This window comes from Endozoicomonas sp. ALD040, assembly GCF_049275945.1.
GTDB lineage: Bacteria > Pseudomonadota > Gammaproteobacteria > Pseudomonadales > Endozoicomonadaceae > Endozoicomonas_A.
Genome location: NZ_CP184829.1, coordinates 904,763 through 918,591, shown reverse-complemented (window position 1 = coordinate 918,591; position 13,829 = coordinate 904,763). Strand labels below are relative to the sequence as shown.

The following is a 13,829-nucleotide window of genomic DNA, read 5'->3' as shown; positions in this document are numbered from 1 at the left end:
TACTTAGATGACAGGAAGTTCAAAAAGTTCATTTACAGGTGAGAGAAATGGAGATTCCTGTTAGCAGAATGAGCAACTGGCCAGGTCCTTAGTTATGGTTTATAGGGCATTGATACGGCCCGTCCTGACTAATGTGCATGATATTAAAGGTGCTAATAAGCTGGTCTATGCTCATTTCGATGATGCCGGTATTGGCGGGGCTTTTCTCAGACCAAGACCTGAGTCGTTCAATATTGATTATGTCTTTCTCCATTTTAATCGTCTTAGGGTCATTTAGTTTAAGGAAGTTGTTTACTTCAGACTCTGTCAAGATATAGGCGACTCCGTAGTCAGGATGGCTGGGATAGTTCATCATGGCTTCAAATATTACGTTATCTCCTATGGAAAGATGCTGATTATGTCGAATAATGGTAATGAGATTTTCAACCGCAGCAGAATAACCATGAGGGTCACGAATATAGACAACTTCTTTTTCCCTGACATAGCCAATCAGGCTGTAGGCGTGATTGTTTATAATTTTTGCGAACGGCTTTAGCCCGAGGGGAGCTGAATAAGATGGGATAATAGCAATAGTTGCTGCTTTTTCATTATCAACAAAAGTGTTGAGCAGTTCCTTTAATCGCCCCTGAGTCACAGATTGCAGATTGATGAGATTGCTATGCGATCCCATTAGTATGTGAAAAGCATCTGACTCCCTGATTGTATCCAGTTCTGAGTATTGATGATATCTGGATTGTGCCCGGTCATTATGTCGATTTTTATTAATGAAACGTTTCGACAGGTGGGCGTATGCGGCTTCCAGCACAGCCAGCCAGATACCACCATCCCGTGTTTTGGCAAAGTATGAATGGTGCTCAACTTCTCTGAATTCAATCTGGGCGCCCTCACTAATACCTTCAAAAAGAATACTTAATGCCTGTTCATCAATGGGATAGAAGTAATTGAATATTAACCTTTTTCCGGTTTCACAACTGGCTAATGAGGCCAGAGTAGCGATCAGAACACAATCTGGAAAATCTTTCTGCAGGAGGTTATCCGGGGTGATACTGGTAAGACCATGGGGGAAAAGTCGTCTATAAACGTCGGCAAACGCTTTCTGTTTCGGCTTTGCTAGCCAGGTATCCCAGAAGGTGTTGTCCTGCTCGTGATGATACTTTGCGACTTGCCCCGACAGTTCAGCCAGTTCAATGCTCTTCCTGCTTAATGAAGCAGTAACAGGGTTTTGCCATGACTCGAAATTAACAAGGTAAAGCCTGATGGTTTGGTAAAGGTCTTTGTGCAGATACGGGGCATGGTAGCCCTCAATCAGTTCATCGTAGGAGAGCAGACCATCAGAGTCTTTATCAAGTGCGCCTGCCAGCTCCGGGAAGTAGCGGTATGCCGACGAGTAGCCGGGTGCGAATTGCCCGCTAAAAACCTGGACAGAAAAAAACAGCAGACTGGCCATTAATAGAGTGCGTAATCGATCTAGCATATTCATTGGTGGTCAAAGATTCGCGTCATTCTCTTGATTTGTGGTCAGGGATTCGCGTCATCTTTGCCGTCGATGGCGCGTCATCATAATGCCATGCCGTGGGGCGAGGGTGATCAGGGGCTCGAGGGCGATGGGATGGCCAGCTACGAGGTCAAGGCGGTATTGCTGGCAGAGGGTGGCGAGGATGAGGCTGCCTTCCATCATGGCCATCTGGTTGCCAATGCACTGACGTGGGCCGCCGCCAAAGGGAAAGTAGGCAAAGCGCTTGATTTCGCGTTCTTTTTCAAAGCGCTCTGGCTCAAAGCCTTCAGGGTTTGGCCAAAAGGTGGCATGGCGGTGCGTGACGTAGGGGCTGGTGAATATCATCGTGCCGGCGGGGATGTGGTAGCCCGCGATTTCATCATCGGCGACGGCGCGGCGCGAGATGAGCCAGGCGGGTGGAAAGAGGCGCATCGCTTCGAGAAAGACCATGCGCGTGTAACTAAGCTTTGGCAAATCATCCAGCGTGGCACGTCGCCCCCCTGACACCTCATCTATTTCAGCCCAAAGGCGGCGGCGCACGGTGGGATGTGTTGAAAGCAGATAAGAGCACCACGCCAGGGCATTGGCTGTCGTCTCAGTCCCGGCGGTAAAAAAAATCAGCACTTCGTCGCGTAGTTGCTGATCGGTCATCTGTTCGTTCGTTTCTTCATCACGGGCGTGCATTAGCATCGAGAGCAAGTTGCCGCGTTCTGTATTGTCTTGGCGATGCCTGCTGATCATTTGTTCCACGGCGTCATTCAGCTCTTTTTGTGCCGCTCGGAAACGACGGTCACGCGGCGTGGGCAGCACGGGCGGCAGTGGCAAAAGCGCCCGGAATCGTTCGCCAATCTCAGAATTAATGAGCAAGGTTTGGCGATGGATCGCCTCGGCTTGCTCTTCAACGTCTACTCCAAAGAGGGTTGTGCTGACAATGCGGGCTGTCAAGTGTCCCATTTCCGCAGCCATATCGAACGCCGCTTCCTCTTCCTCCTGATCTTTTTGCACCCAGGCCGCAAGCATCTTGACCGTTTCCTCAACCATCAGCTCCGCAAAGGTCGCGATACGCTTATGATGAAAGGCGGGTTGCGCCAAACGACGCTGCCGTCGCCAAAACTCCCCTTCGCTCGTCAGCAAGCCCTCACGAAAAAACCAGCGTGACATATCCCAGAGGGGATTGCCTTTGTCATAGTTACGATTATTTGTTTGAAGCACATGACGAACATGGTCTGGGTGCGTCACCAAACAGGCTGGCCAAAGCCCATAGCGGAAACGCACAATATCACCGTACTGATTGCTCAAGCTCATCAGCGTGCTGAGGATATCGCGCTGCCCCTCCTTCATCACCTTGAGCATTTCAAGCCCAGTCGGCCCAGGGACTTGAGGCGCGGACGACATGCTTTCTTTGCGGCCAAATAACTTTAAACGGGTCATGACCCCTCCTTTTTTACTCATTGATTTCGATCAGCGATTTCCCACCCCATTCGTACGGCGCATCAATGCCAAAGAGACGCAAAAGCGTCGGAGCGACTTAACCCCTGTAAAAAGCAGCTTGTTACACGTGACACCTTCTGGTCTGATGGTGATTTTCGACAAGGCTAATTAGCCATTAGATAACAGCAAGTCCAAAGAGTAGTTTATATCCGGCTGGTCAGGCTCCTATTGATATTAGGGCATTGATAGGGGCCGCACTGGCTGATGAACAGGACATTAAATGTATCAATGAACTGTTCTACGGTCATTTCAATGATGCCGGTCCTGGCAGGGCTTCTCTCAGAAGTAGATATGGGTAATGAAATATCGGAAAGGATTTCGCCTTTGGCTATGATGTCCAGCGCCTGTGGTGCGGTTTGGTTGAGGAAGTCGTTTAGTTCAGGATCCGTCAGTCCATAAGCGCGTTTATAGTCAGGGTCCCAAGGGTGGCTCTTTATGACTTCAAATATTGCACTGTTGCCTGAGGAAAGAGGCTGAATATGTTGGTTAATGGTATAGAGGTTTGTATGCGTAGCAGACCAGCCATGAGGGTCACGAATATAAACAATATCTTTTTCTTTGTCATAGCCGATCAGGCTATAGGCGTGATAGCTTTTGATTCTAGCGAATGGCCTTAACTTCAGTAAAGTTGAAATTGATGGGTTAACAGAAAAAATCGCAACTTTTTCATTATCAACAAAAGAGTTGAGTAGCTCCTTCAACTGCTCCTGACTTTGAAGTTGCGGGTTGATGTAATCGGAATAGGATCCCATAAGTACATCAATAGCTTGCATCTGGTCTACCCCGTCCAGCTTTGAATATTTGCGATAGTCAAACCGTGACCAGTCGGCTTGTCGATATTTTTTAACGAAACTTTTTGACGATTCTGCGTAAGCAGCTTCCAGCATAGCCAGCCAGATACCGCCATCACGTGTTTCGGCAAATTTGTAGTGCTCAACTTCTCTGAATCGAATCGGTATACTTGCATTACTGCCGCGAAAAACGATGCTAAATACCTGTTCATCAGCCGTATTATAGAAGTAATTGAATATCAGTCTTTTTCCGGTTTCGGAGCTGGCTATTGAGGCCAGCGAGGCAATCAGAACACAGTCTGGAAAATACTTTTGCACAAGATTATCCGGAGTAATACTGGTCAGACCATGAGGGAAAAGTCGTCTATAAGCGTCTGCATAAGGTTGCCGTTCCGGTTGTGCAAGCCAGGCATCCCAAAAAGTGTTGTCCCGCTCGTGGTGATACTTTGCCACTTGTCCCGACAGTTCGGCCAACTCAATGCTATCCCTGCTTAATGAGACGGCAACAGGGTTTTGCCACGACTCGAAATTAACGAGGTAAAGCCTGATGGTTTGATAAAGGTCTTTGTTCAGATACGGTGCATGGTAGCCATCAATGAGTTCATCGTAGGAGAGCAGGCCATCAAAGTTTTTATCAAGTGCAGTTACCAGCTCTGGAAAGTGGCGGTATGCCGTCGAGTAGCCGGGTGAAAATTCTCCAGCAGAAGCCTGGACAGGAAAAAAGATCAGAATGGTCAGTAATAAAGCGCGTAATGGGTCCATAATGTTATCCCCCTTTTAAAGAACATTATTGGTGTTACGCAACTCCCTCTGGAGAGATCAGAGGTTGCGATACAACCCGTCTAATTATTAGAGGCAAAAAAGCTCCAAAGAGTTCATATATAGGTCAGTAAAATGGACACACCTGTTATTGAAGCGACCCACGATGGGTCACCTGTCTTGACCAGTTGGTGGCAGCCAGATACAAAAAAACCGTGCTTTCAAAAGTGAAAAGCACGGCTTTATTGGTACTTTGGAACTGGAAGATATTACTCGTCCAGGAAGCTCCTCAGGTGATCCGAGCGCGTCGGGTGACGCAGCTTTCTCAGAGCCTTGGCTTCGATCTGACGGATACGTTCACGGGTAACGTCGAACTGCTTGCCCACCTCTTCCAGAGTGTGGTCAGTGTTCATGTCGATACCGAAACGCATGCGTAGTACCTTCGCTTCTCGAGCCGTCAGGCCAGAGAGTACGTTGCGGGTAGATTCTTTCAGACCAGTGCCGGTAGCCCGATCGATAGGTGACTGAATGGTCGCGTCTTCGATAAAATCACCCAAATGGGAGTCTTCATCGTCGCCGATGGGTGTCTCCATGGAGATAGGCTCTTTGGAGATTTTCAGTACCTTGCGGATCTTGTCTTCTGGCATTTCCATGCGAACAGCCAGTTCTTCAGGAGTCGGTTCACGCCCCATCTCCTGGAGCATCTGTCTGGAAATACGGTTCAGTTTGTTGATCGTTTCAATCATGTGAACCGGGATACGAATCGTTCTGGCCTGGTCCGCAATGGAGCGGGTGATAGCCTGACGGATCCACCAGGTAGCGTAGGTCGAAAACTTGTATCCGCGACGGTATTCGAATTTGTCTACCGCTTTCATCAGACCGATGTTGCCTTCCTGAATCAGATCCAGGAACTGCAGACCACGGTTGGTGTATTTTTTGGCGATAGAAATAACCAGACGCAGGTTGGCTTCGACCATTTCTTTCTTGGCACGACGGGCGCGGGCCTCGCCCAGAGACATTCTGCGATTGATGTCCTTGATCTGGACCAGCGTACAGCCGAACTCTTTCTCAATAGTGATCAGCTTCTTCTGGGCACGTATGATTTCATCCCGGTAGTGATTGATGGCTTCAGCATAGCCGGCGCTGCCAGAAGTGATGTCATCAATCCATTTCAGGCTGGTCTCGTTGCCCGGGAAAGTACTGAGGAAGATCTTGCGAGGCATTTTCGCGCGGCGTACGCAGAATTGCATGATCGCGCGCTCATTGCCCCGAATGGTGTCCAGAGTATTCCTGATGCGGAAAACCAGCATGTCAAAAACACGGGGAACCAGTTTCAGAGGCATGAAAGCTGTGGTCAGTTCATCCATTGCAGCTTTGGCTTCTTTGGAACCAAAGTCATGCTTTGCCAAAGTGCTCAGTACCTTCTCATGACCAGCGCGAAGGAGATCAAAGCGCTCTTTGGCTTCTTCCGGATCAAGACCGCCAGCGTCGTCATCGTCATCGTCATCAGAGTCATCGTCGTCAAAGTCTTCTTCGATGTTCTCGACAGCAGGAGAGGGGGGGGCGACAGGCTCATCAGAATCAGGATCGATATAGCCGCTGATCAGATCAGTCAGGCGGCCTTCTTCTTCTATAATCCGGTCATATTCGTCCAGAACAATCTGAACCGAGCCAGGAAATCTGGCCAGGGCTGACATGACTTCACGCAGCCCTTCTTCAATGCGTTTGGCGATCTGGATTTCGCCTTCGCGAGTCAGCAGTTCGACCGTGCCCATTTCACGCATGTACATGCGCACAGGGTCAGTGGTTCGGCCTGCTTCCTGTTCAACAGCTGCAAGAGCTGCTGCTGCCTCTTCGGCAGCAGCTTCATCAGTGTCCGCTTCTGACAACAACAGGGTATCGGCGTCCGGCGCTGTTTCGTAGACGGTGATACCCATGTCATTGATCATGCGAATGATATCTTCAACCTGGTCAGGGTCGGAGATGTCTTCAGGAAGATGGTCATTTACCTCAGCGTAAGTCAGGTATCCCTGTTCCTTACCGCGAGAGATAAGCTCTTTCAGTCGGGATTGTTGTTGCGAGTTAGCTGACATATCAACCCTTTAACAGCGAAAGTGGAGTGCCGGACGAAAAAAAACGTAAGCAGGCAATTATAGCTCAAAAAACATGAGGTTTTCCACAATAAAGTGTAAAAGAGTACACTCTCGCGGATCTGCACGATGTTCAGTGGATGGGGCACCGGAAAAACGGTCCATGAAAAACTACGCATGGTGAGGGTCCCCTTCCTTGGCTTTTTACCGTAAAAGCACCCTCTCACAACAGGTGAGTCAGTAAGATGCCTTCTTCGCTCATGGCTGTTTCAGACCGGTTTCAGAATCAGGTGTGTGGTTAATAACGGCTTCCCACATAGCACAGTGAAGTTCAAGTATATACCTAAAAATATGTGCGTCGCCATAAATAAAGTGATAAAAAACAATTTACATTTTACTTACAGTTATTGCTAAAAAATAAGGCGTTTGTCGTTCAGTCTGGGATTTTTCCGGGTTTTCAGAACGTTATTTCTTGGTACTGGTGTTCGTGGACTCGATACCGAGTTTTTTCTTTTTCTTTTCAAGCAGGGCTTCCAGAACACTGCGTTGTGCCGAGTCTATCTGACCGGGTTTTTTCTGTGAAAAAGTTTGTTTAAGAGAGTTGGCCGTCTGTTTGTGCTCAAGCTCCCGGACCGTATCCCTGATTCGTTCTATAGCTTCATGGAATTCTTGGTCGTTGGGCTGATGCCCAAGTTCCAACGATGCGATTTCCTGAAGTCGAATGCCGTGGTGAGTACCATGCCATTGTGCGATCAGGGCAATAGTGGCCAGTTTAGGTTGTTCCTGAAGCGTTTTTATCAGAGCAATTAACAGTTGTGTATCAGGATGCCCGTCACCTTCCAGTTCATTGATTGCTTTTACGCTGGTCGCTAATTCAGGATTACAAAGCAGGTGCCGGATGGCATATAGAGATCGACCCACTTTTAATGGCGCAGGAACGGGCGGTTCGTTCTTTTCCTTAAAACCCTTTTTAAAGGGTTTGCGCTCAAAACTATACGTCTGAGGTTGGAAGTGCTGGGCAGACTCAGGCTCATAGTGCGCTTGCGGATAATAGTCGGTTTCAGCAGGTATAGGGTAATCGTCGTATGCGTTATCAGCGGCAGGTTCAGGCTCACTCTTTTTGTTTAAATAATTTTCAAGAGTATCGGTATTCAAACCAGTGATCTCTGACAGTTTCTGCATCAACATCTGTTTGAACAGACCGTCGGGAATCTTGTGGAGGTGAGGTTGTGCATCGGTGGCCAGTCGTGAACGTCCGTCCATGGTATTCAGGTCGATACCGTTACTGAGTTCCTGAAACAGGAAAGTGTCGAGGCTGAGGGCGGTGGTTTTTATTCTTTCCAGAAAGGCATCGGCACCTTCTTGTCTGACCATGCTGTCCGGATCTTCGCTCTGGGGTAAAAACAGAAAACGTGCCTGATTGCCATCTTTCATATGGGGAAGAGTGGATTCAAGGGCTCGCCAGGCTGCGCGTCCGCCAGCATTATCGCCGTCAAAGCAGAACACAACTTCTGATACGGTTTTAAAAAGTCTCTGTATGTGGTCCGGGGTTGTTGCTGTACCCAGGGTGGCGACAGCATTGTTAATGCCCTGTTGGGCCAGGGCAACAACATCCATATAGCCTTCGACAACAAGAATGCGTTCAAGGTGGCGATTATGCTTTTTGGCTTCATACAGTCCATATAACTCCCGTCCCTTCTGGAAAATGGGGGATTCCGGTGAGTTGAGGTATTTGGGTTTGGCGTCGCCCAGTACCCGGCCACCAAAAGCGATGATTCGGCCTCGGGTATCATGAATGGGAAACATGATTCGGTCGCGGAAGCGGTCATAGCGGCTTTTGGTTTCTTCTTTTTCCACCAGCATGCCGGTGGTAACTAACTGGTCTTCTTTCTCCTGGTTCTCTGCCAGATGATTCTTCAGGTTGTCCCAGCCAGGCGGGGCAAAGCCGATACCGAAACGTTTGCAGGTCTGGCCATCCAGTCCTCTCTGCTTAAGGTATTCAATGGCTTTGGGTGCATCAGAAGCTTTAATCAGTTGTTCGTTGAAAAAAACGTTGGCTTTGGTCATCAGCTCATAAAGCGGGCTGTGATCCGGGCCGCGTTTTTGACTGTGCTGTTCTCTGGGAACTTCCAGTCCAACCTGGCTGGCCAGAGAATCAACTGCTGTCGGGAAGTCCAGGTGGTCAAAATCCATGACAAAGCCCAGGGCGTTGCCGCTGGCACCGCAGCCAAAGCAATAGTAAAACTGCTTGTCCGGGCTGACAGTGAATGATGGGGTTTTTTCCTGATGGAAAGGGCAGCAAGCGGAGTAATTTCGACCGGTCTTCTTAAGCTTTACCCGGCTATCGACAACGTCCACGATGTCCAGCCGGTTCAGCAGGTCATCAATAAATGTCTGGGGGATGCGTCCGGCCATAAATGCCCATAAATGTGAGTGCCAGCCATTGAAGTGAAAAGGCCGCTGCCAGAAATCTTAACAGAGTGCTGATGTTATCATCGCTAATGGACGGTTGTCAGTGATTGTTGCCAATGTTGATGGCAGACTTGCGCAGAGCTGACTCAGTTAAGCAGTTGTCTGATGGTCTGGCTGACCTGACTCATGTCTGCCCGGCCTTGAACTTTAGGCTTGATAATGCCCATGACCTTTCCCATGTCGCGCATGCTTTGTGCCTCGGTTTCGCGAATGGCTTCCGAGACGAGTTGGCTGATTTCTTCGGTGCTGAGCTGCGAGGGCAGGAAGCCCTGAAGAATGGTCAGTTCCAGTTTCTCCTGATCAGCCAGATCAGTGCGCCCTGCAGACTCGAACTGGTTGATGGCATCGCGGCGTTGCTTGGCCATCTTGTCAAGTGCTGCAAGGGCGCGGGTGTCGTCAATCGACTTTTCGTCTACTTCTATTCGCTTAAGCTCGGAAAGAGCCAGGCGAATCGTTCCCAATCGAACCTTGTCGCGGCTGCGCATGGCATCCTTCATTGCAGCAGTCAGTTGTTCCCTGACCTGGCATTCGCTCATGTTCTTACCTCAATACGATTCTTTCCCGAAAGAAAGTTTCGAGCAGAAATTTGGGAATCGAAGTTATTAAAGCCGGAAATCCGTTCTTAATACAGACGCTCGCGACGACGCTGTTCGCGCTGCAGTTTTTTCAAATGACGCTTGACAGCAGCAGCGGCCTTGCGCTTGCGAACGGAGGTAGGCTTTTCGTAGTGTTCACGACGACGTACTTCAGCCAGTACCCCAGCCTTTTCGCAAGAGCGCTTAAAGCGGCGCAGTGCTACATCAAACGGTTCATTTTCTTTAACTTTAACAGCAGGCATGCAGAGATCACCTTCCTATAAAAATAGTGAGTACATTAATAAAGGTTTGCAGCCCGGCATCACAACATCTGCTATTAGTACCATCTACTCTCTTTCAGAAAATTCTGCCCTGTTGTTCACAAGCCAGGGATGGCTTGGCAAGGATTTATTTTCGACCTGACGATTTTCATATCAATGAATCACGCCAAACGAGAGCAGGCGGTTGAGCATTCACACTTTTTTCCGGAGTACAGTTAATCTGATGCCCTGAAAGCCGTGGGAAGAAGCTAATTCCGACCCGCAAAATAAGTCTGAACAAATGTTCAGACTAGCCGCGTATTTTTAAGGGTGGGAATTTTATAGACTATTTTCAATAAATGCAAAAACCTGACTTGCTTTCATTCCTTTAAGAGTCCCCGGGGTTGCGGTGTTTGGCATTTCCTGTAAAGGCCGCTTTGCAGTATCATCCCGAGATCCTGCAGCAGGTAGCGAATAATAGCCTTATAGGCAGATTCTTATTATCAGGGTGCCTGTTATTTGTGCTGAGGTTGATGAGCTGAAAAGCTGTCTGAATGACGGTAATCCACAGTTTCTTTCAGAAACCAGCGGGAAGTGTCAGCTGTATCTGACAGGCCAATGCTAACGGATCGTGGCATTGCCTTAATGAAAACAGCTTTTTTTTGAAAACAGTAGTGGGTCTAACAGATGATAGTCCTCGGGATTGAAACATCCTGTGATGAGTCAGGCATTGCACTTTATGACAGCGAGAGAGGGTTGCTGGCGGATGCTCTGTACAGTCAGATTGAAATGCATACCGAGTATGGCGGTGTCGTGCCTGAACTGGCCTCCAGAGACCATATCCAAAGGGTTCTCCCACTGATCAGCCAGGTGCTGGAAAAAGCCGACATCACACGCAAACAGATTGATGCCCTGGCCTACACCAGAGGCCCGGGTCTGATTGGTGCCCTGATGGTGGGAGCCAGTATAGGTCGTTCCATGGCCTGGGCGCTGGGTGTTCCTTGTGTGGGTGTCCATCATATGGAGGGTCATTTGCTGGCTCCTATGCTGGAAGAAAATCCACCTGATTTTCCTTTCCTTGCCTTACTGGTGTCGGGTGGTCATACCCAATTGGTGCGGGTTGATGGTATTGGGCAATATCAGCTGTTGGGCGAGTCTATTGATGATGCTGCTGGTGAGGCTTTTGACAAAGTAGCCGCTATGTTGGAATTAGGGTATCCCGGTGGTCCAAGGGTTTCCAATCTTGCACAGAAGGGGACTGAAGGGCGTTTCCGCTTCCCACGGCCTATGTGCGATCGTCCCGGTCTGGATTTCAGCTTCAGTGGTTTGAAAACCTTTACACTCAATACCATAGCAGCCTGTAAAGAAGAAGGTGGGCTGAGTGAGCAGGATCGAGCGGATATTGCCTGGGCTTTTGAAGATGCCGTGGTTGATACTCTTGCATTCAAGTGTCGTCGGGCTCTCAGGCAGACCGGTTTGAAACAGTTGGTGATTGCCGGAGGTGTCAGTGCCAATCGCCGGTTGATAAATCAGCTTGAAGCCATGGCGGCAAGAGAAGGTGGCAGCCTTCGTTATGCCAGACCTGAGTTTTGTACAGATAATGGTGCAATGATCGCCTATGCCGGTTGCCAGCGTCTGCTTGCCGGTCAGACGGAGCCCCTTGAAGTGGCCCCGATGCCACGCTGGAACATGGAAACACTGGAAGCCGTTAACCTGAAACCAGAGGGCAGGGTGAATGGATAAGGTTCGAATTGAACAGCTGGAAACCCAGGCTGTGATTGGTGTTTACGAATTTGAGCACGAAGCGGCCCAGCCTTTGATCATTGATTTAGAGCTGGAAACTGATTTTTCCCGGGCATTTCGATCTGACGACCTGAACGATGCCTTGGATTACGATGCTATCAGCCAGACCGTTCGTGCTTTTTGCGAAGCATCCCGATATGCTTTGCTCGAAGCCCTGGCAGGTGGCATCATTCAGTTAATTCAGGCGAATTTCAATGTTGACAGGGTCGGAGTACTGATCCGAAAACCACAGGCATTGAAAGGTGCTTTAGCCTCCGTGTGGTGCGAACGAACCAGGGAAGAGATGCGTCAGCCATGACACTTTTTTACATTGGCGTAGGGTCCAATGATGAGGCCGAGCAAAACTGTTGGCAAATGATACAGACTCTCCGTCAGCAGTTTGGTACCTTATTGGTCAGCAGTCTGATTCAAACGTCTGCCGAGGGTGGTGCTGTGGCTAAGGAGAGAGCGGCTGATTACTATAATGCTGTCGCTTGCTTTGAGAGCGAAGTGTCATCCGCATCGATTAATGGCTGGTGCAAGCAGGTAGAAGACCGGCTAGGAAGAGTCAGAGGCAGTCTTGAATGCCGGGCTGATCTCGATATTTTACAGGTGGTTGATGATGTTCGCGATGTGAGGATCAGCAGCATCGAAGAAGTTTACTATCGACCCCTGGTAAAGCAGTTATGGAATTTTCAGATGGGCAGGCCAGTCAGTGTTTTTACCGGCGCTATTAATCTGGTATTTGAACCAGGCGTTAAGCTGGGTAGTCAACCTCGTCTTCTGCCTGAGCTGGAGTTCGAAGCCATCTGATCAGCAGCCCGTTCATGGGCTGAATAATTCTAGTGATCCAGTTGTTCCTGCATTCGTAATACTCTCGTTTTTCTCAGTTCTTCACCTATCGCCTTGCCCTTAAAGCCCCGGGCAACAATCTCTTTGGCATTGGTCGAAAGGCAAAGAGAAAGCAAGGATTTTATCTGGCTCTGATGGCTTTCAGAAAGTGTTTTTTTCTGAGCTACGGCAATGCAGCGGCTGGCTTTCAGAAAGGCGTCAAAACGTTCTGACCGCCTGAATGCATCGGTGTTTTCAAACAGAATCATTAGCTGTTCTGCTTCTAGGGCTTCGGCGTGCTCGATTAAATAAGCACTGTGCTGAAAAGTCAGGCTGGACAGCTCTGAAAACTGGGAAGGTGTTTTCAGTCGTTTACTCAGTGCAGTCAGTAAGTCTCTGGAGAGTTCTTTTTCAGAAGCGAAGGTGACTGCAAATCGAACGTCACAAGACGCCTGTTGAATGGCTGCCGTGCGAAGTGCTTTTATGCCTGTCGAATTCTCTCTCAGGAAAGGAGCCCATTCCGGCATAACGGCGTTTATGGCGTGACACTCAGATAATACTTCAAAAAATATCTCAGGGTCAGGTTCAGACAGGGCGCGTGTGGTTTCTTGCCAGATTCGCTCGGGAACCAGATAGGAGGCTTCACCTCTGTCGATCATAGAGGACATCAATTCGAGAGTCTCGGGAGCCACCCTGAACCCCAGGTGATGGAAGCGGGCGGCAAATCGAGCTACACGAAGAATGCGCAGGGGGTCTTCCTGGAATGCCGGGGAAACATGGCGAAGCAGTTTTTGTTCGAGGTCTTTCTGACCACCGTAGGGATCATAGATATTGCCAAGATCATCCTGGGCCATGGCATTAATGGTCAGGTCTCTGCGGATCAGGTCTTCTTCCAGAGTGACATCGGGGGCGGTATGAAAAACAAAGCCAGTGTAACCATGACCGGACTTTCTTTCGGTACGAGCCAGCGCATATTCTTCTTTGGTATCCGGATGAAGGAAGACAGGGAAGTCCTGGCCAACAGGCTGAAAGCCCTGTTCAGTCATTTGCTCAGGACTGCTACCAACCACTACCCAGTCGTGATCTTTGAGTGGAAGGCCTAATAACCTGTCTCGAACGGCACCGCCGACCAGAAAAATGTCCATGTCATCTCAATCTATTTCGTTGAATAAAATACATTAACTGCAAGGAAGCTGTTATAGAACCTTCTTTCATCAGGTGATCTATCCTTCCTTCCTTCCTGTAAACCAGAAATCAAGGATAGAATTATTAAACACTCAATC

The 13,829-nt window shown here is 49.0% G+C and carries 11 protein-coding genes; 3 read left to right on the top strand and 8 right to left on the bottom strand.

Annotated elements, in window-relative coordinates:
- Positions 1 to 88 precede the first annotated feature (88 nt).
- The 7 genes from ACOJUN_RS03265 to rpsU form a co-directional block, all read right to left on the bottom strand.
- Positions 89 to 1,480: a hypothetical protein gene (locus ACOJUN_RS03265; protein ID WP_422135239.1), complete on the bottom strand. Its 1,392-nt coding sequence runs from the start codon at positions 1,478 to 1,480 to the stop codon at positions 89 to 91.
- A 51-nt stretch (positions 1,481 to 1,531) separates the two neighbouring features.
- Positions 1,532 to 2,926, bottom strand: coding sequence for a cytochrome P450 (locus ACOJUN_RS03260; RefSeq protein ID WP_422135238.1), 1,395 nt, complete (start codon positions 2,924 to 2,926; stop codon positions 1,532 to 1,534).
- A gap of 203 nt (positions 2,927 to 3,129) precedes the next feature.
- Positions 3,130 to 4,539, bottom strand: a complete 1,410-nt coding sequence (locus tag ACOJUN_RS03255; RefSeq protein WP_422135237.1) for a hypothetical protein — start codon at positions 4,537 to 4,539, stop codon at positions 3,130 to 3,132.
- Positions 4,540 to 4,805: 266 nt separating this feature from the next.
- Positions 4,806 to 6,629 (bottom strand): RNA polymerase sigma factor RpoD, encoded by a 1,824-nt coding sequence (rpoD, locus tag ACOJUN_RS03250; protein ID WP_422135236.1) that lies wholly within the window; start codon positions 6,627 to 6,629, stop codon positions 4,806 to 4,808.
- A gap of 462 nt (positions 6,630 to 7,091) precedes the next feature.
- Complete coding sequence (dnaG, locus tag ACOJUN_RS03245; protein WP_422135235.1) at positions 7,092 to 9,041, bottom strand: DNA primase; 1,950 nt, start codon at positions 9,039 to 9,041, stop codon at positions 7,092 to 7,094.
- 143 nt (positions 9,042 to 9,184) lie between these two features.
- On the bottom strand, positions 9,185 to 9,634 hold the full coding sequence (locus ACOJUN_RS03240; RefSeq protein ID WP_422135234.1) for a GatB/YqeY domain-containing protein: 450 nt from the start codon (positions 9,632 to 9,634) through the stop codon (positions 9,185 to 9,187).
- An 86-nt stretch (positions 9,635 to 9,720) separates the two neighbouring features.
- Positions 9,721 to 9,936: a 30S ribosomal protein S21 gene (rpsU, locus tag ACOJUN_RS03235; protein ID WP_034839300.1), complete on the bottom strand. Its 216-nt coding sequence runs from the start codon at positions 9,934 to 9,936 to the stop codon at positions 9,721 to 9,723.
- 684 nt (positions 9,937 to 10,620) lie between these two features.
- Between rpsU and tsaD the strand changes: the two genes are divergently transcribed.
- Genes tsaD through ACOJUN_RS03220 form a run of 3 tightly spaced genes read left to right on the top strand, consistent with a single transcriptional unit; the run spans position 10,621 to position 12,528 of the window.
- Positions 10,621 to 11,676, top strand: coding sequence for a tRNA (adenosine(37)-N6)-threonylcarbamoyltransferase complex transferase subunit TsaD (tsaD, locus tag ACOJUN_RS03230; RefSeq protein ID WP_422135233.1), 1,056 nt, complete (start codon positions 10,621 to 10,623; stop codon positions 11,674 to 11,676).
- Complete coding sequence (folB, locus tag ACOJUN_RS03225; RefSeq protein WP_422135232.1) at positions 11,669 to 12,034, top strand: dihydroneopterin aldolase; 366 nt, start codon at positions 11,669 to 11,671, stop codon at positions 12,032 to 12,034. The genes tsaD and folB overlap by 8 nt, the downstream gene beginning before the upstream one ends.
- Entirely contained in the window at positions 12,031 to 12,528 is a 498-nt protein-coding gene (locus ACOJUN_RS03220; protein WP_422135231.1) for a 2-amino-4-hydroxy-6-hydroxymethyldihydropteridine diphosphokinase, read from the top strand. The genes folB and ACOJUN_RS03220 overlap by 4 nt, the downstream gene beginning before the upstream one ends.
- A 29-nt stretch (positions 12,529 to 12,557) precedes the next feature.
- Here the strand turns inward: ACOJUN_RS03220 and ACOJUN_RS03215 are convergent, their stop codons facing one another.
- The gene (locus ACOJUN_RS03215; protein ID WP_422135230.1) at positions 12,558 to 13,691 is read right to left on the bottom strand and encodes a hypothetical protein; all 1,134 of its coding nucleotides are present in this window, start codon (positions 13,689 to 13,691) and stop codon (positions 12,558 to 12,560) included.
- Between the last annotated feature and the right edge of the window lie 138 nt (positions 13,692 to 13,829).

Excerpts from the sequence above, each read along its gene's own strand:
- ACOJUN_RS03215 (WP_422135230.1), bottom strand. The coding sequence starts at position 13,691 with ATGGACATTTTTCTGGTCGGCGGTGCCGTTCGAGACAGGTTATTAGGC.
- ACOJUN_RS03240 (WP_422135234.1), bottom strand. The coding sequence starts at position 9,634 with ATGAGCGAATGCCAGGTCAGGGAACAACTGACTGCTGCAATGAAGGAT.
- ACOJUN_RS03220 (WP_422135231.1), top strand. The coding sequence starts at position 12,031 with ATGACACTTTTTTACATTGGCGTAGGGTCCAATGATGAGGCCGAGCAA.
- ACOJUN_RS03255 (WP_422135237.1), bottom strand. The coding sequence starts at position 4,539 with ATGGACCCATTACGCGCTTTATTACTGACCATTCTGATCTTTTTTCCT.
- dnaG (WP_422135235.1), bottom strand. The coding sequence starts at position 9,041 with ATGGCCGGACGCATCCCCCAGACATTTATTGATGACCTGCTGAACCGG.
- ACOJUN_RS03260 (WP_422135238.1), bottom strand. The coding sequence starts at position 2,926 with ATGACCCGTTTAAAGTTATTTGGCCGCAAAGAAAGCATGTCGTCCGCG.
- rpoD (WP_422135236.1), bottom strand. The coding sequence starts at position 6,629 with ATGTCAGCTAACTCGCAACAACAATCCCGACTGAAAGAGCTTATCTCT.
- rpsU (WP_034839300.1), bottom strand. The coding sequence starts at position 9,936 with ATGCCTGCTGTTAAAGTTAAAGAAAATGAACCGTTTGATGTAGCACTG.
- tsaD (WP_422135233.1), top strand. The coding sequence starts at position 10,621 with ATGATAGTCCTCGGGATTGAAACATCCTGTGATGAGTCAGGCATTGCA.
- ACOJUN_RS03265 (WP_422135239.1), bottom strand. The coding sequence starts at position 1,480 with ATGAATATGCTAGATCGATTACGCACTCTATTAATGGCCAGTCTGCTG.
- folB (WP_422135232.1), top strand. The coding sequence starts at position 11,669 with ATGGATAAGGTTCGAATTGAACAGCTGGAAACCCAGGCTGTGATTGGT.